Genomic DNA, 24,959 nt, shown 5'->3' with positions numbered 1-24,959 from the left:
TTCTCTCCTTAAAAGAAATTAAAACCATCGGCAAAAGGTATGTCGATAGTCAGGGGATGCCTGGACAATTCGTAATCATCTGTTTTGATTAACAAAAAATAATTCTCTTTACTTGAATATTTCGTATTTTTTAGTGTAAAACTGTATCGAAACATACGATTCTTCGGATCATGTTCTTTGGAATCCGCCTTGTGTTCATGTACATCAGATAGAGGATTTCCGTCTTTATCTATAATATAAATTTTAAATGTTTCATTTTTAATTTCATCAGATACCGGTTCAGATTGGATAAACTCAAAGCTGGTAACTAAATTACTGACACGGATAGTAGCCGGTCCTATAACCGTTATCTCCGCTTTACTGGTCTCAACACGGCCTTTTTCGGCTTTTATGGTAATAACCGGAACAATAAGTTCCTGCGGAGAAGAACCACCATGGACATAGTTTTGCCCTCCCTGTGTTTTGAGAACATTTGCGCTAATCGGGAATGCAATATAATCTTTGCTATCATTATTGAGCAGTTTTGCCAGAGGCAAGGATATAATACCTTCATTGGTAATCTCTTTATTAGTTATTAAGAAACGTCTGTCTTTATGCAAAGCATCGGAAGGTATTGCGATTTTGTCACTTTCGGTAATTTTATCACGTTTATAGATAAAACCATGGTCTGCGGTTATAATAAATTTATATATATTAGCGCTGCCGGAAAGACGCTTGACTTCTTTTAATATTTCCTTTACCGCTTCCTCACAGGCGACAAAAACTTCATTTTCTGATGCACTGGCTTCACCGCGAATGTCTATTTGGTTATGATAAATATAGACAATATTCATCCCCTTAAAAACATCCCTTTGGCCATCCCTGCTTTTAGAAGACAAATCATTAAAAGATATTGCTTTTGACTGTGGATTTTCTTTCTGTAAAATAGTCTCCCTTTTTAGGAGGCTATCTGTTGAATTGCCGTCTACAAAGGCAGCTCCGCTTGCATCCAGCGACAATGTTTTATGGGGAAGCAGGGCTGCCATTCCTAAAGCGGTAAAGGACGGTAATTCGCCTAGTCTTGCTTCCATCGTAACAGCTAAATTTTGATCATTATTGAGTTCTTCAAAGAGTTGTTCAGCAACTTCGTAACGCAGGGCATCGGAAATAATAACTGCCACCTTTTCTTTACCGTTTTTAATATGCTGGCTATAGAATTTTCGTATCCTTGGTGCTTCCGTAGTTTGGTAATCCCTCTTGTACACGTCATTCCAAGCAGGAAGGCAGCTTTGTAAATAATCATTGGTATAGATGTTTTCTATACGCTCTTTTAAAGGTTCATATTGGGATTTGTGGATAAGTTCATTATACAATAATATAAATTTTCGGTAATAAAGATCTGTCTTGTAATAGATCTTGGTATAAGCATCAAGAAAAGAACCAATATTAGATGGATAGTTTTTTTCTATAGGAACAGAAAGGAATAATGCCGCGAATTTTAAAAGTTCATAATCCTTTGAATATTCTCCACCATAATCTTTACGCTGTCTTTCTTGGCATATTTTTTCAATAGACTTACCTGCGGCCTCTGCTCCTGTATCTCTATCTATCAAACGGTTTAAAATCCATGATAGAATAGTTTCATCAATTTCTCTAAAAACAGAAGTAGAAACAAGGGCATCTATAGGTATTTTACCAATTACAGATTTAATATTAATCTGTGTTGCCACATCGGAAGCCAGTATAAGATACGATTCTTTTTCACTGCCCTTAAAAAAATCAAAAAATGACACCAAATTGCTGCTTGTTGCATATCTCACTGTAGTTGATTCTGGTATCTTATCGCCTAGATCTTTTTTTAAATATGACAAATAAAGGGATTGAATAAGTTTATCAAGATTTGGAGAAGTTTCCTGCCAATTAAAATAATTTCGGCAAATATTCCAAAAATCATCTATAAGGTTATATTTGATAAATTCATCAATACAGCTTTTATCTCCATTGGCTGCCAGACCAAGAACCTTTGTGATAATCCCTTGAACAGAAACGCTGGTGTATTGACAAATAGCGCACATGATAGCCAATGGAACGGTGTCAGGTTGGTATTGATCATAATGGAGCGCAACAAGCCTTTGCTGGTTCGCAATATCCTGGATATATTCTTTATATTTTTTTAAGGCTTCTTTAGTTTCTTCGTCCTTTATGCTCAATTTGTCGGCAATCATGCTTATTGAATCGGCCTGAAATAGTTTGCTATAAAGCATGGTATCGGTTAGTGGGCAATTTTTAAGATATTCATTGGTATAGTTAGAATAAATCAGAAAACTAGATTGTGTATCTTCATATTCTATTTCATATTTTGTCTTAAATTGGTTATCATCTTGTAAAACGATTAGTTTAGCATTGGCTATGGAAAATGAGTCAATCTGTGAAATCCATTGCTTTTCCGGATCAAGCCAGAAAACTATCTTTCGGCTCTCAGAGTTGAAATATGCGGTTAATCTATCTTGTATTAAAGTGATTGTAACATCCTGCATTATTTTCCTTGCTGCTTATCGTCTTTTGGATTACATTCTTCTGGAATTTTAGAAAGACAAAATTCATAGATTGATTTTGCCTTTTCAATGACAGATTTCGCAGTAGCTTCATCAGTTGCAAGCTCGTTTGGATAACGGGTTGCATTGCTGAATATAGTCAGATCGGCACAGTATGAAATAATATTCTTAAAAGAATTATCGTGTTCAATACACAATTCGCATAATTCACGTAAGTTGTGTATTTTTTCAGGTTCAATACCTGTAAATTGCAAGTAACCTTTCAATGCCGTCTCAACGCATTGTTGACATAGATAACACGAGATATCAATTTGTTTTGGGTATAAATCATCAAATAAATGTTTTGCAGAAACTAAATTATTGTAAGAATGTAAAAACCATTCTCTAATTAATTCATTCACGTTCATATAACAATACTCCCTCTCTAATGATTTTTCTTTCCATTGTTGGAAATTTCCCACGCTCTTCAAACCTTGATTTATAATTAGCCATAATGTCTGTTGGAGTTCGTAGCCTTTTATGGTAAATCAGCTTATGCTCTATTATTCCCATCGCATCAAGGGGTTTTATATTCGAATCATCTTTTAACAAGACATAAAAATCATAGTCACTATCTTTATGTGGCGTCCCATAAGCATAGGAACCGAATAAATATATTTTTTCGCATTCAACAGAGTCCGCAATTATGTCCTTTATCTCCATTATTTCATCGTTTATCATTTCTCCCCCTCTTATGTTTTACGAATAAGTTCAGGAAACATTGATTTTTCCGGTCTGGATAAGACTTGGGTTTTAATATACATCATTGCCACCATACTCTCTTTTCTTCTTCTATAATTGTGGAGGCTATTTGATGAAGAGACTGGTTATCTTCTACGGCGATTGCTTCTACAAGTCTGTTTAATAGTTTTGCCTGCATTTTTCCCTTGCTCCTCTATTATATTTTAGACAAAATAGCCTAATTTTTGCCAATTTGGTCGATATGACCCTTATCATAGTTCACCTTTACCCCATCGTCCAGATCTATTCCCTCTAATCGACCACATCAGATTGCGTCAAGTCTGCGCAGGTTATCCTATAATTATTCGCCAATTCACCCGTATCTACCAAATCAAAGGTGAGTTCAGTAAACTTTCCGAATTGCTCTTTGTTTAGTCCCATTGGAACATGGCCGCTGATTTTCTCCATTAAACGCCCGCGTTCCCTTGGAGCTAATTTGTCCAAATGGATGAATAAAATATATACCACTTTTTTAGTAAATTTCCCACCTAAGGCATATTGCCGGAGCAGACTGTCTTTAATTTTCTCCCCCATTTCCAGAGCGAATATTGCCTTTTTCGCTGTACCCGCTTCAACAAGCATTCTATAATCATCTTCACGGCTTTTTTGAGGTGCATTAGGGTGCTGAAAATTCTTCACTTCAATAAAGTATGTGTAGGTATCCCCTTCTACGATAAAGTCAACGGCCTTCATACCGTGGTTAGTCTCTATATCAAACCGATCAGCCACACCGCAGGATGAAAAGTCAAACCGCAGGCCGCTTTCGTCAAATACATTATTCATCGGGCTGTACTTCCATTACATTGGCTACAACTGCCTTAAAGAGCTTTTCATCTGCCTGATCGAGGATATTTTCGGGCAGGTTAGTATAATCCTGGGCAGATACGCACTTAATTCCACCGCTATCATTTTTGGAAAGGTTGTAGAACATCACATTATCTTTTTGATTTCTATTAACGTCAAAATAACGGGCAAGGTTATAGCTATGGGTTGCTATAAATACCTGCACACCGCCACGCTGAAGTTCGAGGAGTATATCGGCAAGTACAGGCAGAAGTTCGGGATTAATACTTGCTTCTGGTTCATCCCAGAATAACACACTTCCACTTTCAAGAAGTCCATTGCGAAGCAATTTCCACAATAAACCAAATTTCTGAAAACCACTTGCCTCAAGTGAGAAATCGACTCTCAGACCTGAATTTTTGAGAATGTAATACTCGCCTCCTTCATATAAAACTTCTCCATCAATAATCTTTTTGATTTTTCCTATTAATTTTTCAGCATTCTGTGTTATTTTACGAGTTATCGGCAGCCCTGCATTTATCAGAATATCAATTTGCATCTTATCAAACGGCAGTTCGTATTTATAACTTAATTCAAGAAAACCTTTAGAATGAGAAAGCATTTCTGTAACCGGAATATACACCATATCTTTTATTGAACCTTCAATGCTGTAGTATTTTATCTCAGATTTTTCATTGTTTAAGGTGCCATTGCTACTAAAACGATTATTAATAATAGAATTAGCTATTAAAATATCATCGTTAATAACAGTGTCATCCATTATCTCTAATTTTTTTTCAGTATGTTGCATATAAACTGATTTCATCAGCGTTGTTTTTCCTGTACCGTTCCCGCCTATGATAACGTTAATGCCGGGGCAAAAGTCGCACGTAAATTCACCAGTGAACACCAATATGTTTTTTATTTCCACGCGATTAATAGCCATAATGATTTTCTCCTGCATAGAATGTGTGATCTGTATTTTCTATATCATTCTTCATTTTATATCCGCCAAAACCCTTAAATTTTTCCCGTCAGATCCTGTCTGCACCTTATCATAGTTCACCTTTACCCCATCGTCCAGGTCTATAACAGGGCGCATATTGGCAAGTATGGCAATTTTAGCATCATAGGCCTGTACTTCCTTGAATTGCTTTTGCAGTTTTTCAAGCTGTTTCTTGTTTTTGGCGACTTCGCCTGCCGGAGGGTTGGACTCCAGGTAATTTTGTATCCCGTTAATCTCCGCTTCATATTTCTTTTGTAACTCCAGAAGATATTCCATGCGGAGATTTCCTATAGTGTCGGCATTGTAGCGGTGCATATAGACGAGCGCCTTAAAACCATTCTCTTTCCCGGAATCGAATAGCCAATAGATAGGGCGCTTCTGGTAAATCTGGGTATGGTTCTTGAAAAAGTCCTTTATGAAATAATTACGCAATACTTCCCTTGGTGTCCCTCTGCCTCCAAGGGCCTCGGCGATAAATTTAAGGTTTTCTTCCAAACTATCTTTTCCATAAACGGTTTCTGTAAAAAGGATAAATCGCGTTACAATATCATCGGTAAAGTATTCATCATCGGTAATGGGGATTATATTGTCTTTATCCGGGATAAAGCTGGTATATTTTGAATTATCCCAATCACCACCGGCGTAGGCAAGCCCTTCGACATCCAGACTGTAACGACCGAACATACAGCCCACAGCATAGGATATGAGGCTGCGTATGTCACGCCCCAGGTCTGCACGACGTATGGTTACGTCGTTATCTTCGACCTCAGGGGTAAGTTCGTCCTGCAAACCATAGATTTCTATAAAAATGCGGTTAAGCTCTTCCTCGTTAGATTTGAGCTGCTTAAAACGTGTATCAGTTTCGGATTGCCAAGCAGCGAATTTATCAGATAGTAAAATCGACATTTGCATACGCTCCTATTACAAATCAAACTTACTTAGAACATGAATATTTGAATTCATTTGTATCAGGGTACATTTCAATCATTTCAGCATTAGGGATACAGCTTTTAATTTCATCCCAGAACCTATCTGTCTTAACCGGATTTCCGACGAAATAAATTTTATGCGGGATGCAGGAAAACTCGTAATATTTCTTTATCTTAAAATAGCTTCGGTGAGAATGTCCTGATTCATCTCTGTTAATATTGCAATAAAGATAGTTTTTATCTTTTTCTTCCAGATACTCATTTATACATATTGGTTCTGGTATGGTTTTTATGGCTACTCTCCATTCTTGCTCATATTCCCAGTCTTTTGCTTTGGTAAACATTACGTTCAACAATTGTTCTTCATTAATTGGGTCATTTGTAAGTGTGAATCTCGGCTTTGGGAATGCTTTCGTTAACTTAATACCAGATAGCGACAATGTTTCAGAGCAGTATTTAACTTTTTCTGCTTTAAGTAGTTGAGTTCCAACAGCTTCTAAAATATCACTTCTTTTGTAGGCGACACAAATCCCATAATATACTAAAGCATAATGTGACCACATAACAGGATTATCAAAACGATTGGTAAGGCAGGCAACTCGGTACTCTCGATGGCATTGTTCTTTTATCTTTCCTCCTAACTCCCATTTAAGCATTCGGAAATTGTTCTCGCGCTCTTTAGGTTTGTTAGAAAGTTCATAATTATCAGGTAATATCAAATTGCAGTTACACTCAAATGGGTCATTAAAACAACTGATATCACTAAACGTAATTCTATGATTCAACAATTTTTCATATGATATACTTCGCATTTCCAACTGTACCGATGATCCTAAGAGTTTCTTCACAGACTCTTCGTTGGATAACAAACCCGGTACTCTTATATACTTATAAACAAATTCGTCAGTCAAAGTTAAATACTCCTTATTTCCATTGCACTATTCAACCTATACCAACGGATGCCGCTTGAAATCCCAGGAGGTTTCAAAGGAATCCCAGTCGAATTTTGATAGTTTGATATTTTTCTCTGCCAACAAGGAAACATTTTTTTCGTATTTATTAATAAATGGTGCATTCGGAATATGTCCAGTGCTATAGTGCAGTCCTTGACAAATAATGTTTAGAAATGTTTGAAAAACATTTGAATTGAAATAACCCAACATATAATACTCATTATTATAAAAACAAGTGGGGCCTGCTGCATCAAAAATAAAGCCATTATCAATATATCTAGCACAAAAAAGTGATGTGGATACATCATTCCATGTAATGCCTTTGCAATAATAGTATTGTCTACTTGGAAGATGATTACCCGTATTAAGCAGTTTCTCATAATTATTTTTATTAAATTTAATAACATATTCTCTATTTCCATACCACCTTCTAAATGATCCTCCTTTATTATATGGAACATACAAACAACCACTGCCATTCATTTCGTCTTGGTTGTTGGCTATTAAATTAATATTAACCATTTTTACCTCATACCAGAAACGTAGAAACATATCATTATTACCAGTTGCAATTCCCTGTCTAGAATCGCTTATATCACCAACACTTTTAAAGTCTTTAAAAATCAAAAATATTTTATCACTGATCCAATATGCAATAATATTATCAACTATATTGTTAAATTTTTCTTGATTACATATAAATAAACTACTGCTAAAATGTGATATTTTTTCTAATTCCGAAGAATATTGAATAAGCCTTGAATATAACCCATTGTAATTTTTCAAATGCGTTTTTCTTAAAGAAAAAGCCACGGTTTGTACCACTTCTCCATTTATTTCTTCAAAAGCATGCGCTCCAAGATGAACAAGGTTGTCAATTATAATATCTAAAATATCTTTTCGAATAATCTCATATCTCGATAAAAACAACCATGAATGCATTGTGATCATAGAAATAAATCGATTCTTTTTTGTAAAGAATATATTTTGTTCAATAAATGTCGAGAATAAATCATTTTTTCCAGCTTTAAAATTTATCTTTAAATAGTTGTTTAGTTTCGTACTCATATTTGAACTACTCATATAAGGCGGATTAGTAACAACTGCATCATATTTTTGACTTAGTATCTGCCCAGTAGCTACCAGTATTTTAATCTTCCTTTGAACATCCTCCAAAGGTATAAACTCCATGGGCAATAAATCCGGCTGGGGTAAGGTTTCCGGGAAAAGGGTATCCGGCGGAGGTAAAAACCCCTTTTTATCAACCTTTTCGACAAATTCTTTTAAAAGGGACCAGTTATAATCACCTATCTTTAAAATGGAACCATACTCTTTAGCGTCCTTAAAGGTATCCAGCAAATTGTTGATTTGGGCATACGCCGTTTGCCGTTCTTTTACCGCCATTCCGGCGCCAAAATATTGCAGAAGCTTCCGGTCTATATCATTACTTTCTTCTATAGCGTAAAGATGCGGTTCAATGTGTTCATTCAAAACACGCCGGTTATACTGCCGAACCTTCATCATTACCGCAAAATAGGCAAGCTGGTAAGCACGGTCATCAATATCAAGGCCGTAAAGATTATTTTCCAGGATTGATTTAGCGGCATCCCGCTGATTGTACCCCTGGCTTTCATAAATTTGCATAAGTACATCAAATACATACACCAGGATATGACCGCTTCCCATACAGGGGTCGATTACTTTTATATCCGCAGGCGCTAGAATCCTATATTCTTTGCGGATTTCCTCAAGCTGTTTCTGCACATCCGCTTCCTGTTCGGCTTCATCCAGATAATACTTCCATCCGACTTTAAGGGCATCATTTGGATGCCCCTCTATCCACAGACGGCCAAGGCTGTTTTCCACCATGTAACGGACTATCCAGTCCGGGGTAAAAAGCTGGGTTGCGGCAGGGATACGCTCTTTAGTAATTTTAATATTCTTTTTCAGGAGAGCAAATGTTTCATCCTTCAATTCGGTATTATAATACTGATACAACCACCCGATGATCTCAACTGCTTCTTTAAAGTCATCTTCGCTTATATCATGGGTCAGTTTATAAATGATACCCTGAGTATCGGTATAGCTGATATTCAGGAGCAATTCAGAATAGGCGTTTATTTTTTCAAACAGGCCGGGCAGAATACGGTTAAGGTCGTTACATTGCTTGATAAAGAGAAATGCGAAAAGTTCATCGCTTTGATTTTTGTCTTTCCATTCGGCTATACGATTTTTTTCAGGTTGAGAAAAGGTCATGCCGCTGTCGAATGGACGGCTTACCAGTTCCGGTTCCAGTTTGCCGCCGGCAGCGCTTAATACCCGCATACCGGAAGGCAAATAATCATTCACTTCCATAAAGCGAATGGCGATAAGGCGGTTAAACCAGGTATACGCCACTTCTTCTACAATGGATTCAAAGGCGGCTTCATAACCAGACTCGGCTTTTCGCTTATTCAATACGGAAATAAGCATTTCACGCTGTTTTATCTGGTCGGCGTCAATTTTGTAGGTATTCTGGTTCCCAATATCAAATATCTGGAGTCCCTTGACCGATTGGGGCAAAGCCTGGCCTATACCTTTATCGGTAATGCCGATAAGCCGGGCCTTATATATAACATCTTTCCTAAGCTGGTTCCGCGCCCATATTGCAAAGTTTTTAATACTGTTCTTGTCCATTATAGTTCAACCTGTATTATGGTTTCGTCATTAAGTTCTTTCAGTAACAAGAGTTTAATCAGGGCTAAACAAGTATCAATGTCGTCTTCAGTCTCAATACGCCATGTTACTGAAGGACTTAATGACTTTATACCTACATGCTTGGTCTTTTTACCTTTCGGCATTGCCTGTTGTTCACCGGATAGATGAGCAGCAGCCTGTTTCTCAGATTCTTTTGCGGCAATGGCATTTAAGGCGCTTATTTTTATTTTGTCTATCTCTGATTTTAAGCCCTGAAATTCAAAAAGGCTTCGACAAGACTGTATCTTATGTTCTTCCTCGTTAAAACTTGCGATAAATCGCTCATTAAGCTCATCCTTAAAGGATTTGCTTGATAGCGCTTGTATAACCACATTTTTTGATTCTTCCAATACCAGTAATAAGGGCACTTTCTCCTTGTCACAGAGTTTTGCCATTGCTTCGGTAAACCGGTTATTAAGGTCCGGTAATTTGTGGATATTAGCATAAGGGGCTTTACTCTCTATTATAGCCGCTATTTCTGAGGCAATAGCAGGAATTTCATCCCCGGCAATAAAAATTTTATTTTGGTCAAATGATTTTTTAACATTGACCGCCGTAGAGAATATTGCTTTTTGAGAACCTGTTTCGGAAAAGAAATTGGCGATATTCCCATAATCCTCAGCAAAATCAAGTATATCGTCCTTTTTGGCCTTAATTTCTGTAAAGAAATCCAGTGAACCATTGGTATGGGCAAGCTGCCGCATAACGGCAAGACCGTTTTCTACCGCGTCTTTACCGGGATAAGCGGGATTACTATCATATTGACGGTGAATATCTTCCAGTTTTCCGATTAATTCTTTGGTTTTGTCCTTGAATTTTTTGATTAACTCATCCTCATCATCATTCTGGGCGGAATCACTATAGAGGGCTTTGATAATATCCCGCAAAGTTTTTAACTGTGTATCATCCGCCTTCTGGCGAATCTCGGCAAGGAGTGTTTCGGTAAATTTCTTGTTGGTAAAATAATCCACAAATTCCGAAGCGGTTTTATCCTGTATGCTGATTTGTTGTCCGCTTATGTAGATATTTATATCCCCATCTTTAAACAGTTTGGCGCACAGCCATTCAACATCCGCTTCAACAAAGCCATAGGGAGGGGCCATAAACCGGTCCTGCAATTTTTTCATGGAAGTCTTTTGATGATTGTTCGTATTATCACTGATAAAGGACTTCATATCATCCAGGGCATCTTTATTTACACCCGCTGGGTCCGCAATAAGCTGATCCGCATTGGGGCTGAAAAGGTTGCGTATTTTTGCGGTATCCATTACCTGGGTAATATATGGCAGTTTATTATAGGTTTGCCTAATGGCGATTTCCAGGGCAGTGCGCACACGGCTTTTAATGTCCTTCCCTGCGGCGGATGTTTCATTCCCGTTAACAAATATCCGGGCTTCACCGATTGCATTTCTAAGATGTTGGTCAGCATTTTGCCTATTGATATTATTTTCTTCACGCTTTAGGTTCTTTATTTGTTCACCCTTCTGAAAATTCGGTGTTGAGCCGGTTTTTAGATATTTTTCCGTTTTCAAATACCGCTCAATTTCTTCAAGATAGGTTTTATCCGTTTGCCCTAGTATCACTAACGCGCCATTCGTTTGGCTGGATTGCATGTGCAATGACGCATCATCAGCTTGTATACCCGAATAGGGGGTAAGGATCTGTAAAATCACCGGAAACAGATGGCGGCTATGCTGGTAATCATCAATTTTTTGCGCATAATCAAACACATAGCGGCCATTATGTTCCGGCAGCTTGTATTTTGATTCACCAATAATACCATCGAACAGTATTTTTCCCAGTTCTTCCCGTACATCGGATATTTGGACATTCTGACGATCAATTTCCTTATTGATCGCCTGTTCCTCGTTTGTCAGGAATATGTAGATATCACCTTTTTTAGAAACCAGGGCTTGAGAAATCAAACTTTTAAGCGCTTCCTCAATTTTATCCTGTAAGGGCAAGCGCTTTTCATCTATCGAAGCACACATCAAGCTGGTAATATTATCCAGGGTGGAAGCAAAATTGTCCAGGTATTTAATCAGGAATAAGGTCTTTAAGACATTTACGGCGAAACAATCCGCTTCATGTTTAGGGTTTATCCTATCATTTCGTTTTGCTTCATCAATAACATTGGTAATACCGGTATCCAGAAACTTATCCAGGGCATCATAAAAGAAATTAAACGGTACAAGCGGCCCTGTTTCGCATTTATCAATTTTTACTGCAGACTCTTTAAATAATGCCAGCATCGACCGCTCGCCTTGGGCCAGGTGCTTTCCGGACGCTCCATTTTCCCGAACTGCGGTAAGCACATGCCGCAGCAAGTCAAACTGGTAAGGAATAAAGGGATAATCCTGGGTAAAGCTACCCGCATCGGAATACAACTTTTTCTGTGTCGCATCGCTAAAAACAATAAGATTCTTTAATACCGTTTCATTGCCCTGATAGATAAGATCCAGTGTCTTTTTTGCGGTATCAGTTTTTTCAAGGATTCTCTTTCTGATAACTTCCGCAACATCGGAAGATGAAAGCGTAAGCCGTGTATCAAAACGCCCCTGGATTTTTGAAAAATCATTGCTGCGCTGGGCCATGTTCTCGGTAATAGAATCAATGTCTTCCTGACTGGTAACAACCACCCATGCTTTACCCTGGCAAGTTTTGCCAAATTCTTCGGTAATGGTTTGAAGGTCGAGCATAAGGTTTGAATCCTGGCCGATATACTGTCCCATTTCATCGACCATAAAGACCACGTGGCGCTTACCACCGTTCTTGTCGATATACTCCTTTACACGAGCGGCAAATTCTTCTTTAGTAATCGTAAAATCAGTTTTAGTACCTTTGAATAGATTACGGGCAGCTTCTTCGCTCATTACGCCAATCTTGGCCAGGATTGTAACAATCTTATCTTCTAAAAAACCGAATTGATTTTGCCCTGCCGCCCATTCTTTGCCGGTTATTGCTTTAAATTCATTCTTAAAATCTTCCAGTTTATTTTGATCCAGAAGGTTTCGTTCCAATTCCGCTACATGGGGATTTGCGCTGAACCCCTGCATCTCATTAAAGACACGGAGGAAAACCGAAACAATAGGCTCTCGATTAATCTTAGCGGAGTTTTTACTTTTTGAATCAATATTGAAAAGGATAATATCTGAATTACCCGCTTCCTGTGCAACCCTGGTCATATTTGCCAGAATGGTAGTATCGTGTAGCTTGTTACCATCCTTGAAGAAATCTATAGCCTTTTTTCCATCCACGTCTTTATTTTCAAGTATGTAAGAAAGTATTTTCAAAAAATGGGATTTACCTGAACCAAAGAAACCGGAAATCCAGATGCCAACCTTGGTAGTATTTCCGGTAAAGCCCTTCATATAGGCCTCAAAAAAATCACGGAAATGTTTTTCCAGTTCATTGGTAACGACATATTCATCCAATTCCTGGTGAATGTTTTCCGCTTCATTCTGTCCAACAATAATAACGCCCTGAATTTCACGTTCAATGGGTTTGGTGAATAAGTCCTTGATAATCATAATTATTTTCCTGCCTTTTTATGTATTACGCCGAGACCTACTGGTCTCATTCAAGGGGAACGCCCGATAATAGTTCTTGGATTCAATCGGGGCTCCCGGCGCAAATAGGGTAAACTGCTTGCCGTCATAGGCGCCGGGAAAAAAGAGAACTACCTGTGTATTTCCAATAACCGCATCAAGACTATCCAGGATGCTATGGGAACGGATAAAGTCATAAACCTTGCCAACTCCGGTCAAGAAGATGATAGAATTAGGCGGCGTGTTGTTTTTTATATAAGCGATAAGCGGACTGGTAGAAGGATCTTCAATAGTCAGATAGTTGATGATATTTTCTTTCAGCAAGGGAAAGCCTTCTTCCGATTCCTGTTTAAAGCAGTTTTCAAGAATGTCATCCTGCTTGAGCAGTTCTATCATTACATCATATAAATCGAAGAGGGCAATTTTGAACCCCAAGGCTAGTTTATCTATCTTTGTACAGATACTGGTAACCCTTTCTCTGACGATGAGTTCATCCTTGGGATCATAATGGAAAACGTAGTTTCCTATCTCGTTGCTTAAGCCTTTGTTTTTCCGAAAATCAGGATACTGAATCCGTTGTTCAAATTTGTCTAAGTCTTCGTGTATCCCGCTCATAGGGTTTCTCCTGTAAGAGCCGCGATATAGACAGCCATCTCAGCCGCTTTTAAAGCATTGGCTAAGTCTGCGTTTAAGATAGTCCGTTCTATATACCACTCTTTGACCTTGCCCCTGCGGAGCAGTCCGGCATTCAAAAGGATACCCTTATACGCCCTGGCGATACGGTTGAATGTATTGGGAGTCCAAGCTGCAACCCGCTCATCTTGGGCTTGTTTATTCTTAAAAAACTGGCTTATGTCCCCTTCTGTAAGCAATTCAACTCCGGTAATAAGCTTTTCTCGGTAAATTTCATACAAAAAATCAAAAAAAAGGGAATCATGGTTCAATATGGCTATGAAATTTATCAATTTTTGGGTTTGAAAATCAGTTTTTTCAAAGATTTCAAGGAATCCCTTGGGTAATTCTTCAATTCTGGCGGACACCGCATTGAAAATCAAGCGGCTACGATAGGGAGTTTTGGCCTGTAAGAGGTTTTCTTGGGTGTTTTGGTCTTTAATTTGACCTATGGACATGCCTTTATTGAGAAGAAGAACGATGATTTTGAACTCCTGGAACCAAAAAAGGAACTTAGTCATGGCGGCAGAATAGGGTTTACGGTCCATTAAAAGGCAAATCTCCCTTGCCGGGATATTATACTATAATTCCGATTTCCCAGGAATCCCTGAGCGCCATTTGTGGCGGAAAACCTATCACGGTATCCCAAAGATAGTATATGGCCCTTAATCGTTCCCTTTTGCAAATCCACCAGGCCAGGGCAATGGTGGTTGTTCCTATATCAATAGCAATGCCGTGGATTTCACCTTGTCAGGCGATGCGTGAATTTCTGGACCTGCCTTATGGAATATCGGCCGGCTTGCAATGTACCTGCAACCGTGGTACCCTTAATATCATCTTTGGCTGTCGTTTTTACAGTACCTAATTCCTGATTCCTGGGTGGGTATTGGGGAAATGTTCGGAAAACAAGGAGTAGCGTATGGGTAAAATTAAAGTTGGAATTGTCGGGGCCGGTGGCATGGCTTTTTACCATTACGAGGGCTTTATCAAAGCCGGCGCCGAGGTGATCGCCATGGCGGATGCGGATCCGGGCCGCGCTAAGGGTTTTGCGGAAAAGCGGGGAATAAGCAAGGTTTATTCCAGTCTTGCGGAAATGGTTAGTGCCTGTCCTAATCTGGATGCGGTTTCGATAATTACTCCAAATAAATTTCATAAACCCCTGGTAATTGAAGCTCTGGGATTGGGCAAGCATGTGTACTGCGAAAAACCGCCTGCCCTGAACGCCGGAGAAATGGAAGAAATGCTGGCCGCTTCGAAGCAGGCAAAAAAACAACTTATGTTTGATTTTAACAACCGGGCCCGGCCGGAGTCCCAAGCCATCATTAAGTATATCAAAAAGGGGAGGGTGGGGACCATTAATTCCGCCCAGGCTACATGGATTCGGCGCGCGGGCATTCCCGGCTTCGGCGGCTGGTTTACCAACAAGGCCCTCTCGGGGGGCGGTCCGGTTATCGATCTGCCCCACATGCTTGACCTGGCGCTGTACTTTATGGGCTACCCCGAACCGGACTACCTCCTGGGTACTGCCTTTTACGACTTTATGGATAACAAGGCCTTCAAAGGACCCTGGGGTATCCCCGATGCGGCCAAGGGGGTTACGGATGTGGAATCATCCTGCCATGCCATGGTTACCTTCAAAACCGGGCAGAGCCTCCAGATCCGCAATTCCTGGGCGGAGTTTAATGAACGGGAGATAGTGTCCGTTACCTTCCAGGGAACTAAGGCCGGAGGTAAGGTGGAACGGCTTTTTGAAATCGACGGCATTGATGAAACCTGTATAGATAGCTGCCGTCTCTTTACCGAAGAATTCGGCAACCAGGTGGATCTGGACATAAAAACCGAAAAGGATGAATACATGGGCCGGGTGGCCAATGCCGCCAATTTTGTGCAGGCCATTTCCGGCAAAGCCGAGCCATTCAATAAACCGGAAGAAGCCCTGGTGTTGATGAAGATAATTGACGCCATGTATAAATCAGCTTCGTCCAAGAAGCCTGTGCAGATCAAATAAGGAGACATTTGATGGCTAGAATAGTTACGCTTGCGTCGGGACAATTTGGGGATCTTTCCCTGGAAGAATTGTGCGCACTGGCAAAAAAAATGGGATACGACGGTTTGGAATTGGCAACCCATGCGCATTTTGATGTTTCAAAGGCACTAAAGGATGAAGGATATATACCCAAGGTATGGGAGACCTTAAAAAAATATGGTTTGAAATGCCAGGCCATAAGCGCCCACCTGACCGGTCAGTGCGTGGGGGATCTCTGGGACGAGCGGCTGGACAACTTTGCCCCAAGCCGGCTTGCGGGGAAGCCTAAGGAGATCCGGGGCTGGGCCATTGAGGAGATGAAGAACACCGCCCGGGCGGCGAAGAAATTCGGCGTAAAGGTGGTGAACGGTTTTACCGGGTCCCCTATCTGGGCACGGTGGTATTCTTACCCCCAAACATCGGAAGAAATGATCGAAGCGGGGTTTCAGACGATCTACGATCTCTGGACGCCTATCTTTGATGTCTTTGACGAATGTAAGGTAAAGTTTGCCCTGGAGGTGCACCCTTCGGAAATTGCCTTCGATTATTATACTACCAAGCGGCTCCTGGAAAAATTTAAGTACCGGAAAACCCTGGGCCTTAATTTTGATCCCAGCCATTTGGTATGGCAGGGGGTGAGCGAAACAGTATTTGTGCGGAAGTTTGCAAAGCAGATCTACCATGTCCATATGAAGGATGTTAAGCTTTTTAAAAATGAGCTTGGTGGTATCCTTGGTTCCTTCCTGCCCTTTGGGGATACCAAAAGGGCCTGGAACTTTGTTTCCCTGGGGCACGGCAATGTGGACTTTGACGGCATTATCCGCGAGCTAAACGCCGCGGGCTACACCGGCCCCCTTTCGGTGGAATGGGAAGATACGGGCATGAACCGGGAAGCAGGCGCAGCAGAAAGCTGCGAATATGTCCGGCGGATCAACTTTTCCGCCTCCACCGTGGCCTTCGACAGCGCCCTTAAGCGGGATTAAAGCCGGGAAGCTACGGCGTCTATGTATTCCCAGGAGTCCAGGGCTTTAGCGGGGGCCGGAACCGCCAGCCGGGCAAGGTCGGCGGTCATTTCCCCGGCTTCTATGGCTGCCATGGCGGCGTGTTCCAGCTTTTTTGCAAAGTTCCCCAGATCCGGCGTGTTATCAAGCTCCGCCCTTTTTGCCAAAGCGCCGGTCCAGGCGAAAATCAAGGCCACAGGATTGGTGCTGGTTTTTTCGCCCTTCTGCCAACGGTAGTAATGCTGCTGCACTGTCCCGTGGGCCGCTTCGTATTCCACCGGCCCCTTGGGAGAAACCAGGACACTGGTCATCATGGCGAGGCTCCCGGAGGCGCTGGCGACCATGTCGCTCATCACATCGCCATCGTAGTTTTTACAGGCCCAGAGGAAGCCACCTTCACCCTTAACCACCCGGGCTACCGCATCGTCGATGAGGGTGTAGAAGTAGCTGATTCCCGCGGCCGCACATTTATCTTTAAACTCAGTTTCGTATATTTGATCGAACAGTTCCTTAAACCGGCCATCGTAGATTTTCAAAATAGTATCCTTAGCGGAAAACCAGATAGGGAGCTTTTCATTGATAGCATAGAGAAAGCAGGAGCGGGCAAAGCTTTTAATAGATTCATCCAGGTTATGCATCCCCAAGACCACGCCGCTGCCCTTTATATCCGCCACCAGGGTCCGCTTTTCGGAGCCATCGGCGGCGGTATACACCAACTCCACCTTACCGGGGCCGGGGATCGGCATTTCTGCGCTTTTATACAGATCGCCGTAGGCATGGCGGGCAATGACGATGGGCTTCTTCCAGGTAGAAATACTGGGTGTAATACAGGATACCACTATAGGTTTGCGGAACACCGTCCCGTCGAGGATTGTCCGGATAGTGGCGTTAGGGCTGGGGTATAGGGTCTTCAGGTTATACTCGGTTTTACGGGCATTGTTGGCGGTGATGGTGGCGCACTTCACCCCAACCCCCAGGCGGCTGATGGCGTGGGCGGATTCGGTGGTTACGGCATCCCCCGTGGCGTCCCGGTTCGTCAGGCCTACATCGTAATATTCGGTCTTGAGATCCACATAGGGAAGGATCAATTTTTCCTTTACCAGGGCCCAAAGCACCCGGGTCATTTCGTCCCCATCGATCTCGGCGATTGGGTTTTTCATAGCTATCCGCGCTGCCATACTATTCCTCCAGAATATTTATGGGCCTAGTATAGCATTACAGGCTCCAATCTTCAAGCTCCAACCCTGTAATCCGCTCAAATTCCGCAGTATTGTTCGTTATCAATGTCATGTTTAATGATTTTGCATGGGCGCCAATCAGCATATCCAACGGTCCAATTAAACATTTTCGGTCTTTTAGGTTCTTTCGTATAGCCCCGTATTCTTTAGCGGCCCTTTCATCAAAGGGTTTAATATCTATAATGGACAGAAATTCCATAAGCGCTATTTTATTTTTTTCTTTGTACAGGCTGTTTTCATTACCGAATTCCAGTTCCGCTAAGGTTATGGTAGAAATCGCCAAACCATTTTTCCGGTTTTTTTGCAGCTTTTTTAAAATGCCCGGTGACTTCTTCTTAATACTGTATATACAGATATTGGTATCCAACAGGTACATTATACTTCTTCCCGTACCTGTTCTACCCCCTGTTCTCTTCCTCCGGACATGAAATCATCAGAAAAATTATTTAAGCCGTGGAGAAATGTTTCCCAATCCTTATCAACGGGGACCAGGATAATTGCGTCTCCGACTTTTTGTATGTATACATTTTCACCCTTAAATTGATACTCCTTGGGAAGCCTTACGGCTTGGCTTCTGCCGTTGATAAACAAGCGCGCTGTCTGCATAGTGTACTCCTTGAAGCGTTAATACTGTGAGTATATATCATGGTATATACCACGTCAAGAGCTGTAATCTTCAATAATTTTTTCCAGCTTCTCCCTCACCGTCAATGGCAAAGCCAGGGTTTTAAGCCGGGACTTTTCCCCCGCAGTAAGGGTGATGTCTTTCTTTGGGCAGTCCAGGGTCTTTGCCAGGAAGGCGCGGAGTTCCGTGTTGGCCTTGCCGTCTTCGGGGGCAGCGGCGATTTTTATGCGCAGCCGGTTTTCGCTGAGGCCCGCGATTTGTGATTTTGAGGAACCCGGTACGGCCTTTATGTCCAGGAGTATCGATGATTCGGTAATACGCAAACAATTCGGCATATTAGGAACCTTCCCTGGGGGAAGATTTACGGGGGGAGGGGAGCCACCGGGGCTTGCCTATGCGCCAGGTAAAGGAGTAGTCCCCGGCGCCTTTTAAGGGCTTTATGGCCAGGTTGGCCACCATGGCTGCCCTGAAAAAAGCGGGGTTTACGGGCGGTATTTCCCGGATCTGTTCCGGGAGCGGCTCATCGCCGGGGGCAGCCAGGGCAGCGCAGAGGACCAGGCGGGGGAAGGGATACAGTACCCCGGGATAGGGCAGCGGGGGAGGGGGCAGGTCGAGGGCCGGGCCGAAAAAACTGTGGAAACCCGGACAGGAGACCAAAGCCGGCTTACCAAGGCTGAATCTGCTGCCGATGGCTGCGGACCGGAGATCTGCGGCCAGGGATTTGAGTTCTTCCGGGCCAAGGGGCCGTAAAACCCGGGCTAGGGGAGCGGCGTGCGGGAACGACCACGCACCATTTACGCCGGCGGTAAAGAGGAAGCGGCTTTGAGCGCGGAGGAGAGCGCCCATGGAAGGATGGGGAATAAGAATTACAAAATGAATGGAATCATGAGTTTTCATAGTTGCGTTCCCATGCTATACTGATTATACAAGGAAAAACAATGAAATATAAGACTAAGCTCCTGGTAGACCGATTCGTTGAAGTGCTTTCCCGCTGGCCTGGCGTTGAATGTGTTTCCCTTAATGAGGCCGCACAGCCGGATACTCTGGATTCCTATTTTGCCCTTATCCTGGATGTATTTTATTCCGGGGCCATACCAAAGCCGGAAGAACGCTGCGCTTTTTACGGCGATGATGCGGTGGTCTTTGAAACCGCAAACCAGGGTAATAAAGATCGCTTCCTCATTGGGGATATACCGGTACGGATTGAGTATAAGGCCACCGGGAAGATCGATGAGCTTATTGATATTGCGGATACGAAACGGGATCTGCTGTGGCTTATCAAAGATTCCGGTACCTATGGGTATTACCGGCTGAGCTATGGGGAAATTCTCTTTGCAAGGACCGATTGGATAGAGAAGATACGGGAACGGCTTCTCAACCTGGATATTCCTTTCTGGCAAACCATGCGGGATGCCAATCAGTCCAAGATGGAACATTATCTGAGCGATCTCGGCGCCGCCCTGATCCAGGGGGACGACTTTCACTACCTGATCTCCTCCGCAGGTTTTATTAAAGCCGCCTGTTTAACCCTCTTCTGTATTAACCGGCGCTTTGAACCTTCCCACCGGGCCTATTTTAAGCAGATACATGGACTTTCGGTTCTGCCCGAATCGTTTCTTACCCAGTTTGAAACCTTTCTCCGCAACGAGGGGGATCTGACCATGGAAAGAAAGTATTCCCTGGCCCAGCTTATGGCCCGGGGAATTATTGCCCTGTAACGGCTGAGCGGCATGCCCTTTAAAAAACCGGCCGGGATTTTTTTGCGCCTATTCCTGCTTTCCCTGGTTTTCGTATCCTGTACCGCCTATAAGGAGCCTGCCGGCATAGCCCTGTACGGCGCGGGGGACGGGGCGGTACTGTATGCCCTTTCCAAGGATTCCCTTTCCGGGCGTATCCCCCTGGCCAAGCCGCAAAAACTAAGTTATGTACTGGAAGACGCCGGTGCGTGGGGAGAAAATCTGTCCCTGGAATTGGACTACCGTTTTCCAAATGAACTGGCCGTAGAGTATCAAGTTACCGTAGGGATAAACGAAAATACCGCGTGGCTGCTTCCCCTGGACGCCTCTTTCCTGGGGATCGAAACAGTCCCCGGCAGAATCCGTTACGGAATCCCCATCGCTTCCGATCCGATCCGCACTATTACTGTTACTTTAGAGAAAAGGGATGATGCAAAAACGCCTGGCCCTGGCGGGGATCTTGGGTTTGAACTTAATGCGCTGGGAATAATTAACCGTTGGTATGGGTTTGTCCCGGAAGAAACGGCGCTGTCCGCCACCCCTTTTGTATTTTACGATCCCCAGGATGATGCCCTGCGTATCGATCCCCTTGAGCCCTACCGGATTAAGGGCAGGACGGAATTACAAACCGTGCTTGGGGAAGATTCCGGGAAAAATACCGGATACCGTATTGAGGCAGCTGCGGTTTCCTACGAGTGGAATTTTCAGAAAACGGAACGGGTCTTCATCCCCTGGGGAGCTTTTCCCGATGAGCCCTATCCCCTCAGGATAAGCGGCAAGCCCACAGTTTCTCTGCGTCTGGGAATCGCGGCGAACCGGCCTTTCCCGGCGGAACCGGTGACGGCGGACCCGGGGTTTATTCTGGCCTATTCCCGGGCAGCCTGGCGGGACCCGCGCTTTGAGCTTTTCCGGTGGGACCGTTTTCCTTCGATACTCATTTTTGATACCGCGGATTATGCGGTCCAGGATCGGATGCTTAAACGGCTCGCCTTCTTTACGGAAAAAACCGGCTTTCGCGGACGCCTTGCCCCGGATGCGGAGATTGCGGATCTCCACGGTTGGAATGCCCACGATTACCGGGCGGAGGATCTGGCCCGGTTTTTTGAGGCCGCCCGGGCGCAGAATTTTCCTCTGCTGCCGGAGGAACGGGAACTGGAAGCAATTCTATTAAATGCGGGAATCATAGTTTTGAACGATTCAAGATATACAAGCGGGAAGGGGGCTATCATCTCGATCTCCCGGGAATCGCCGGATTATCTCCGCAACCTCTTCATGGCCCACGAAGGATTCCACGGCCTGTTTTTCATTGATGAAGATTTTCGGGACTTTAGCCGCCGCCGCTGGGATACGCTTCCCCGGACCGCGAAACGGTTTATCTTATCTTATTTTGATTTTCAGCATTACGATATGGCCGATTCGTACCTTATGGTGAACGAGTTCATGGCCCACTGTCTCCAACAGCCGGCCTCCTTGGCGCCCAGGTATTTCGGGGAAACCCTGGCGGGACGGATCAATGAAAGTACCTGGCGCTATACGGTACTCCCCCCCCAGGATGAAGCCACCGGTACCTGGCCGGAACTTGCCGCCGCCTTTTCCGCCGAAGCCGCCGCCTTTTCCGCTTACGCAAACCGCCGCTGGGGGTTGGCAGGCGGAAGAACCTGGAACGTTACTACCCGGTGAAGCCATGCGCATACTGGGTTTCCGAAAGCACACAAATGGTAAGGGGGGCCTGTCAGGAAGGAAAAGTATGGGGCCTCCCAGAGGGTCCCTCCATACTTTTCCTTCCCGACACCCCACTCCGTACTATGTGTAGGTGTGCTTTCGAGCCTCGGTGGGCGCATGGCTTCACCGGGCCGGTTCGCCAAATGAAGCTTATATATAGTTAGGCGAAATGTATCCTGACATTTGTTGGGAATTATTAAAATAAATATTATAACAAGGAATATTAATGGCGGTTGAAAATTTTAAAGAAGAAATAAAGAGAATTAACTATGCGGGAATATTTAAGAAAATTGATGATATACCTGATCTAAGAATTGAACTTGAAAATATATTTGACAGTAAAAACCATAAAGAAATGGTAAAATATAGTTTATTATTAGGTCAACATCTTTTACAATTAACTAATACAGAACCTTGCAATGAAATAAAGGAAGGTTTTGATATAATTAAAAAATGGCAAAATGGAGAAACCGGTAAAGGTTTTGCAAAATTTCAGGGGCAAGGAATGTCGCGGATAAACTTCTGAAATTAGCACGTGATGAAAAGGATCCAATAAAGGAAAAAATTTATAGAATCATGGCACAAGTGACGAATACTCCGCATGTAAAGGACCATGCTTTATGGGCATCTGATTATGCAATTAAATTAGTAAATAAAATGTATCCAAATAATTCTGGCGAGGTAAAAAAGGAAAGAGAAATACAAATAGAATTAATGAAAAGTGTTTAGGAAGAATAAAAAACACAACCCGAGACGTTTGAATGGACCCTGCGCCGGTTTATCGATAACGAAGTAGAAGTCTTAAATCGGAATCATGGGATGAAATATGAAAGTAAGACATTGGATTGCCGGGGTAGTCCTTGCTTTGAAAAAATGTATGCAAAGAATTGGAAAGAAAAGACAAATGCCATAGGAATAACAGCCAAATCAGGACATTATGGCGGAACCTATACCCATAAAAATATAACGTTCAGTATTGCCAGATTCCATATTTTTCTTTTAGAATAATTTTGTTATGAGTCATTTTTTTGAATTTTTTGTAAATAATTGTGAAAAAACTATTGACAATTGAACAATTATAGTATGTACTTTGTACTGAAAGGAGTCTTTATGAAAAAGTTTAGTGTTTCACTGTTTTTGTTTGCAATTGCCGTGATTTGTTCTTATTCACAAAACACTAGAACGTATTCCTTGGATGAAGCAATAAATATTTCAGTAGAAAATATGGATAAAATGTTGGGTAGGAATGATTTAGATAGAATAGATATACCCGATATACCTGACACAAATACAGCAATGGATCTTGAAAGCATACGCCAAAGAGCGGAAAAATTTGCAGGGCAGAAACCGGTTGTAGCTGTTCTTAATTTCAACTCTCAATCCAACGAACTTTCTTCATATGTTGTTGAAGAATTAACATTAGCAATGGCTGGAAATAGTCGATTCATTATTGTTGATCGTCAGCGTCTTGCTCTTATCAGGCAAGAAGAAAATTTTCAATTATCCGGTGAAGTAAGCGATGAATCCGCACAGGCAATTGGAAAAAAACTTGGAGCGCAATATGTAATAACTGGTTCACTTTTGGATATGAAAGATTTTTATCGTTTTCGCATTATGGCACTTATAGTAGAAACAGCTGTAATTTCTTCACCTACATCCGTGAATGTTAGTTATAAGGATAGACAAATTGTTTCTCTACTTGCAAAAAAAAATGATGAAGATAGAAGAATCGCTGTATTGCAAGAAACACAACGGAAAGAAGAAGATCGCAGACAAAAAGAACGGGAAAGGCAATTTAAAATGGAAGAACTTAAAGAGAAATGGGAAGATATTAAAGAGAATGCTTATCTTAACATGATTCAATTCGCGGGTATAGCATTTCAATCCGATGAAGACTTTTCATATATTTTTGACGAATTAGGTATCCGATGGTCGTTTCTGCCTTTTACTTCTATTGGATTTGATATTGCTTTTGGTGGTAATATTAAAGAACCAGTATCTTTTAGTACAAGTGAGGGTTATTATCATAGCGGAAATAGTTATAAATATGGAAGATCAGAAGAATTGAAAGCAATGGGTCTAAAGGAAGAAAAGGAACGTCCGATATTTTATGGGTATGCTTCTATAGCTGCTGGTTTTGTATTGCCACTCACCAAAAATGATGCAGCTGTATGTTCTTATCTTTTTGGAAATGGTCTTATGCAATATGGTACTACTGTTTATCCAGGACTACTTGGGGATTCTTTTACCCCTGGTTTTGATATTGGTTTCAATTTTGCCATTCGTAATTTTTATGCTATTGGTATGAATATTAAGTATAAGGGATTATGGTATCAAAATAATAGATACACTAATGGTATTCTGATCGGTTTCACTATTTCACCTTCGATTTATAATAATTAACATTAAGAAGTAAAGCAAAAAAGCAGCACATAACCAAGGTGCACTTTTAATGAGATCTCGCATACAACAGAGAAAAAGATCGACAAACCAAGGAAATGATAATACGATACAAATACTATGGCAAATTATAAGCAAACAGATAAAGAGCAAGGGCTGTTTCTGGCGATAAACCCGAGACGTTTGAACGGACCATGACTCCATTAAGTGAAACAAAGGCCCCTATGGACCCCCCCAGGAAGTGGAGAACGCACAACAGGATCAGTTATC

23 protein-coding genes are annotated in these 24,959 nt (G+C 42.1%); 7 read left to right on the top strand and 16 right to left on the bottom strand.

Features of this window, described 5'->3' with window-relative positions:
- Window positions 1-8: 8 nt before the first annotated feature.
- The 11 genes from pglZ to LQZ19_RS08400 form a co-directional block, all read right to left on the bottom strand.
- The gene (gene pglZ / locus LQZ19_RS08450) at window positions 9-2,516 is read right to left on the bottom strand and encodes a BREX-1 system phosphatase PglZ type A (RefSeq protein ID WP_411047232.1); all 2,508 of its coding nucleotides are present in this window, start codon (window positions 2,514-2,516) and stop codon (window positions 9-11) included.
- Entirely contained in the window at window positions 2,516-2,941 is a 426-nt protein-coding gene (locus LQZ19_RS08445) for a HEPN domain-containing protein (protein ID WP_411047231.1), read from the bottom strand. Before LQZ19_RS08445 ends, pglZ begins: the two co-directional genes overlap by 1 nt.
- A complete protein-coding gene (locus tag LQZ19_RS08440) occupies window positions 2,928-3,254 on the bottom strand; it encodes a nucleotidyltransferase domain-containing protein (RefSeq protein ID WP_411047230.1) in 327 nt (108 codons plus the stop codon). Before LQZ19_RS08440 ends, LQZ19_RS08445 begins: the two co-directional genes overlap by 14 nt.
- A gap of 312 nt (window positions 3,255-3,566) precedes the next feature.
- Window positions 3,567-4,097 carry a hypothetical protein gene (locus LQZ19_RS08435; RefSeq protein ID WP_411047229.1) on the bottom strand — a complete coding sequence of 177 codons (531 nt, stop codon included), beginning with the start codon at window positions 4,095-4,097 and terminating at the stop codon, window positions 3,567-3,569.
- Entirely contained in the window at window positions 4,090-5,043 is a 954-nt protein-coding gene (locus LQZ19_RS08430; RefSeq protein WP_411047228.1) for an AAA family ATPase, read from the bottom strand. The genes LQZ19_RS08435 and LQZ19_RS08430 overlap by 8 nt, the downstream gene beginning before the upstream one ends.
- A 51-nt stretch (window positions 5,044-5,094) precedes the next feature.
- Window positions 5,095-6,009 (bottom strand): BREX-1 system adenine-specific DNA-methyltransferase PglX, encoded by a 915-nt coding sequence (locus LQZ19_RS08425; protein ID WP_411047227.1) that lies wholly within the window; start codon window positions 6,007-6,009, stop codon window positions 5,095-5,097.
- 28 nt (window positions 6,010-6,037) lie between these two features.
- The gene (locus tag LQZ19_RS08420) at window positions 6,038-6,943 is read right to left on the bottom strand and encodes a DUF2971 domain-containing protein (protein ID WP_411047226.1); all 906 of its coding nucleotides are present in this window, start codon (window positions 6,941-6,943) and stop codon (window positions 6,038-6,040) included.
- A gap of 36 nt (window positions 6,944-6,979) precedes the next feature.
- A complete protein-coding gene (gene pglX / locus LQZ19_RS08415; protein ID WP_411047225.1) occupies window positions 6,980-9,661 on the bottom strand; it encodes a BREX-1 system adenine-specific DNA-methyltransferase PglX in 2,682 nt (893 codons plus the stop codon).
- Entirely contained in the window at window positions 9,661-13,251 is a 3,591-nt protein-coding gene (gene brxC / locus LQZ19_RS08410) for a BREX system P-loop protein BrxC (protein ID WP_411047224.1), read from the bottom strand. The genes pglX and brxC overlap by 1 nt, the downstream gene beginning before the upstream one ends.
- Window positions 13,252-13,269: 18 nt before the next feature.
- Window positions 13,270-13,884: a DUF1788 domain-containing protein gene (locus tag LQZ19_RS08405; RefSeq protein ID WP_411047223.1), complete on the bottom strand. Its 615-nt coding sequence runs from the start codon at window positions 13,882-13,884 to the stop codon at window positions 13,270-13,272.
- The gene (locus LQZ19_RS08400; RefSeq protein ID WP_411047222.1) at window positions 13,881-14,489 is read right to left on the bottom strand and encodes a DUF1819 family protein; all 609 of its coding nucleotides are present in this window, start codon (window positions 14,487-14,489) and stop codon (window positions 13,881-13,883) included. The genes LQZ19_RS08405 and LQZ19_RS08400 overlap by 4 nt, the downstream gene beginning before the upstream one ends.
- A gap of 371 nt (window positions 14,490-14,860) precedes the next feature.
- Here LQZ19_RS08400 and LQZ19_RS08395 point away from each other — a divergent pair, with 371 nt between their 5' ends.
- On the top strand, window positions 14,861-15,949 hold the full coding sequence (locus LQZ19_RS08395; RefSeq protein WP_411047221.1) for a Gfo/Idh/MocA family protein: 1,089 nt from the start codon (window positions 14,861-14,863) through the stop codon (window positions 15,947-15,949).
- A gap of 11 nt (window positions 15,950-15,960) precedes the next feature.
- The gene (locus tag LQZ19_RS08390; protein WP_411047220.1) at window positions 15,961-16,950 is read left to right on the top strand and encodes a sugar phosphate isomerase/epimerase family protein; all 990 of its coding nucleotides are present in this window, start codon (window positions 15,961-15,963) and stop codon (window positions 16,948-16,950) included.
- On the opposite strand, the gene LQZ19_RS08385 is transcribed toward LQZ19_RS08390, so the two are convergent.
- The 5 genes from LQZ19_RS08385 to LQZ19_RS08365 are packed head-to-tail and all read right to left on the bottom strand — an operon-like array spanning window position 16,947 to window position 19,728.
- A complete protein-coding gene (locus tag LQZ19_RS08385) occupies window positions 16,947-18,146 on the bottom strand; it encodes an NADP-dependent isocitrate dehydrogenase (protein WP_411047218.1) in 1,200 nt (399 codons plus the stop codon). The genes LQZ19_RS08390 and LQZ19_RS08385 overlap by 4 nt on opposite strands.
- A gap of 37 nt (window positions 18,147-18,183) precedes the next feature.
- Window positions 18,184-18,582, bottom strand: coding sequence for a type II toxin-antitoxin system tRNA(fMet)-specific endonuclease VapC (gene vapC, locus LQZ19_RS08380; RefSeq protein WP_411047217.1), 399 nt, complete (start codon window positions 18,580-18,582; stop codon window positions 18,184-18,186).
- Window positions 18,582-18,812: a type II toxin-antitoxin system antitoxin VapB gene (gene vapB, locus LQZ19_RS08375; protein ID WP_411047216.1), complete on the bottom strand. Its 231-nt coding sequence runs from the start codon at window positions 18,810-18,812 to the stop codon at window positions 18,582-18,584. The genes vapC and vapB overlap by 1 nt, the downstream gene beginning before the upstream one ends.
- 54 nt (window positions 18,813-18,866) lie before the next feature.
- Window positions 18,867-19,166 carry a DUF167 domain-containing protein gene (locus LQZ19_RS08370; protein WP_411047215.1) on the bottom strand — a complete coding sequence of 100 codons (300 nt, stop codon included), beginning with the start codon at window positions 19,164-19,166 and terminating at the stop codon, window positions 18,867-18,869.
- A gap of 1 nt (window position 19,167) precedes the next feature.
- A complete protein-coding gene (locus LQZ19_RS08365; RefSeq protein ID WP_411047214.1) occupies window positions 19,168-19,728 on the bottom strand; it encodes a hypothetical protein in 561 nt (186 codons plus the stop codon).
- Between the two features lie 41 nt (window positions 19,729-19,769).
- Here LQZ19_RS08365 and LQZ19_RS08360 point away from each other — a divergent pair, with 41 nt between their 5' ends.
- From LQZ19_RS08360 to LQZ19_RS08340, 5 genes are all read left to right on the top strand, one after another.
- On the top strand, window positions 19,770-20,549 hold the full coding sequence (locus LQZ19_RS08360) for a DUF4037 domain-containing protein (protein WP_411047213.1): 780 nt from the start codon (window positions 19,770-19,772) through the stop codon (window positions 20,547-20,549).
- 12 nt (window positions 20,550-20,561) lie between these two features.
- The gene (locus LQZ19_RS08355; RefSeq protein WP_411047212.1) at window positions 20,562-22,247 is read left to right on the top strand and encodes a hypothetical protein; all 1,686 of its coding nucleotides are present in this window, start codon (window positions 20,562-20,564) and stop codon (window positions 22,245-22,247) included.
- Between the two features lie 268 nt (window positions 22,248-22,515).
- Window positions 22,516-22,815 carry a hypothetical protein gene (locus LQZ19_RS08350; protein ID WP_411047211.1) on the top strand — a complete coding sequence of 100 codons (300 nt, stop codon included), beginning with the start codon at window positions 22,516-22,518 and terminating at the stop codon, window positions 22,813-22,815.
- Window positions 22,779-23,018, top strand: a complete 240-nt coding sequence (locus tag LQZ19_RS08345; protein WP_411047346.1) for a putative immunity protein — start codon at window positions 22,779-22,781, stop codon at window positions 23,016-23,018. Before LQZ19_RS08350 ends, LQZ19_RS08345 begins: the two co-directional genes overlap by 37 nt.
- Before the next feature lie 381 nt (window positions 23,019-23,399).
- Window positions 23,400-24,692, top strand: a complete 1,293-nt coding sequence (locus tag LQZ19_RS08340) for a CsgG/HfaB family protein (RefSeq protein WP_411047210.1) — start codon at window positions 23,400-23,402, stop codon at window positions 24,690-24,692.
- The last annotated feature ends 267 nt before the right edge of the window (window positions 24,693-24,959 follow it).

It is taken from the genome of Treponema primitia, from assembly GCF_046533075.1.
GTDB classification, from domain to species: Bacteria; Spirochaetota; Spirochaetia; order Treponematales; family Breznakiellaceae; genus Termitinema; species Termitinema primitia_B.
This window is presented reverse-complemented; position numbering and strand designations above follow the sequence as displayed.

Bases quoted from the DNA above. Each gene is read 5' to 3' on its own strand.
- pglZ (WP_411047232.1), bottom strand. From the start codon at position 2,516: ATGCAGGATGTTACAATCACTTTAATACAAGATAGATTAACCGCATAT.
- LQZ19_RS08445 (WP_411047231.1), bottom strand. From the start codon at position 2,941: ATGAACGTGAATGAATTAATTAGAGAATGGTTTTTACATTCTTACAAT.
- LQZ19_RS08440 (WP_411047230.1), bottom strand. From the start codon at position 3,254: ATGATAAACGATGAAATAATGGAGATAAAGGACATAATTGCGGACTCT.
- LQZ19_RS08435 (WP_411047229.1), bottom strand. From the start codon at position 4,097: ATGAATAATGTATTTGACGAAAGCGGCCTGCGGTTTGACTTTTCATCC.
- LQZ19_RS08430 (WP_411047228.1), bottom strand. From the start codon at position 5,043: ATGGCTATTAATCGCGTGGAAATAAAAAACATATTGGTGTTCACTGGT.
- LQZ19_RS08425 (WP_411047227.1), bottom strand. From the start codon at position 6,009: ATGTCGATTTTACTATCTGATAAATTCGCTGCTTGGCAATCCGAAACT.
- pglX (WP_411047225.1), bottom strand. From the start codon at position 9,661: ATGGACAAGAACAGTATTAAAAACTTTGCAATATGGGCGCGGAACCAG.
- brxC (WP_411047224.1), bottom strand. From the start codon at position 13,251: ATGATTATCAAGGACTTATTCACCAAACCCATTGAACGTGAAATTCAG.
- LQZ19_RS08405 (WP_411047223.1), bottom strand. From the start codon at position 13,884: ATGAGCGGGATACACGAAGACTTAGACAAATTTGAACAACGGATTCAG.
- LQZ19_RS08400 (WP_411047222.1), bottom strand. From the start codon at position 14,489: ATGGACCGTAAACCCTATTCTGCCGCCATGACTAAGTTCCTTTTTTGG.
- LQZ19_RS08395 (WP_411047221.1), top strand. From the start codon at position 14,861: ATGGGTAAAATTAAAGTTGGAATTGTCGGGGCCGGTGGCATGGCTTTT.
- LQZ19_RS08390 (WP_411047220.1), top strand. From the start codon at position 15,961: ATGGCTAGAATAGTTACGCTTGCGTCGGGACAATTTGGGGATCTTTCC.
- LQZ19_RS08385 (WP_411047218.1), bottom strand. From the start codon at position 18,146: ATGGCAGCGCGGATAGCTATGAAAAACCCAATCGCCGAGATCGATGGG.
- vapC (WP_411047217.1), bottom strand. From the start codon at position 18,582: ATGTACCTGTTGGATACCAATATCTGTATATACAGTATTAAGAAGAAG.
- vapB (WP_411047216.1), bottom strand. From the start codon at position 18,812: ATGCAGACAGCGCGCTTGTTTATCAACGGCAGAAGCCAAGCCGTAAGG.
- LQZ19_RS08370 (WP_411047215.1), bottom strand. From the start codon at position 19,166: ATGCCGAATTGTTTGCGTATTACCGAATCATCGATACTCCTGGACATA.
- LQZ19_RS08365 (WP_411047214.1), bottom strand. From the start codon at position 19,728: ATGAAAACTCATGATTCCATTCATTTTGTAATTCTTATTCCCCATCCT.
- LQZ19_RS08360 (WP_411047213.1), top strand. From the start codon at position 19,770: ATGAAATATAAGACTAAGCTCCTGGTAGACCGATTCGTTGAAGTGCTT.
- LQZ19_RS08355 (WP_411047212.1), top strand. From the start codon at position 20,562: ATGCCCTTTAAAAAACCGGCCGGGATTTTTTTGCGCCTATTCCTGCTT.
- LQZ19_RS08350 (WP_411047211.1), top strand. From the start codon at position 22,516: ATGGCGGTTGAAAATTTTAAAGAAGAAATAAAGAGAATTAACTATGCG.
- LQZ19_RS08340 (WP_411047210.1), top strand. From the start codon at position 23,400: ATGAAAAAGTTTAGTGTTTCACTGTTTTTGTTTGCAATTGCCGTGATT.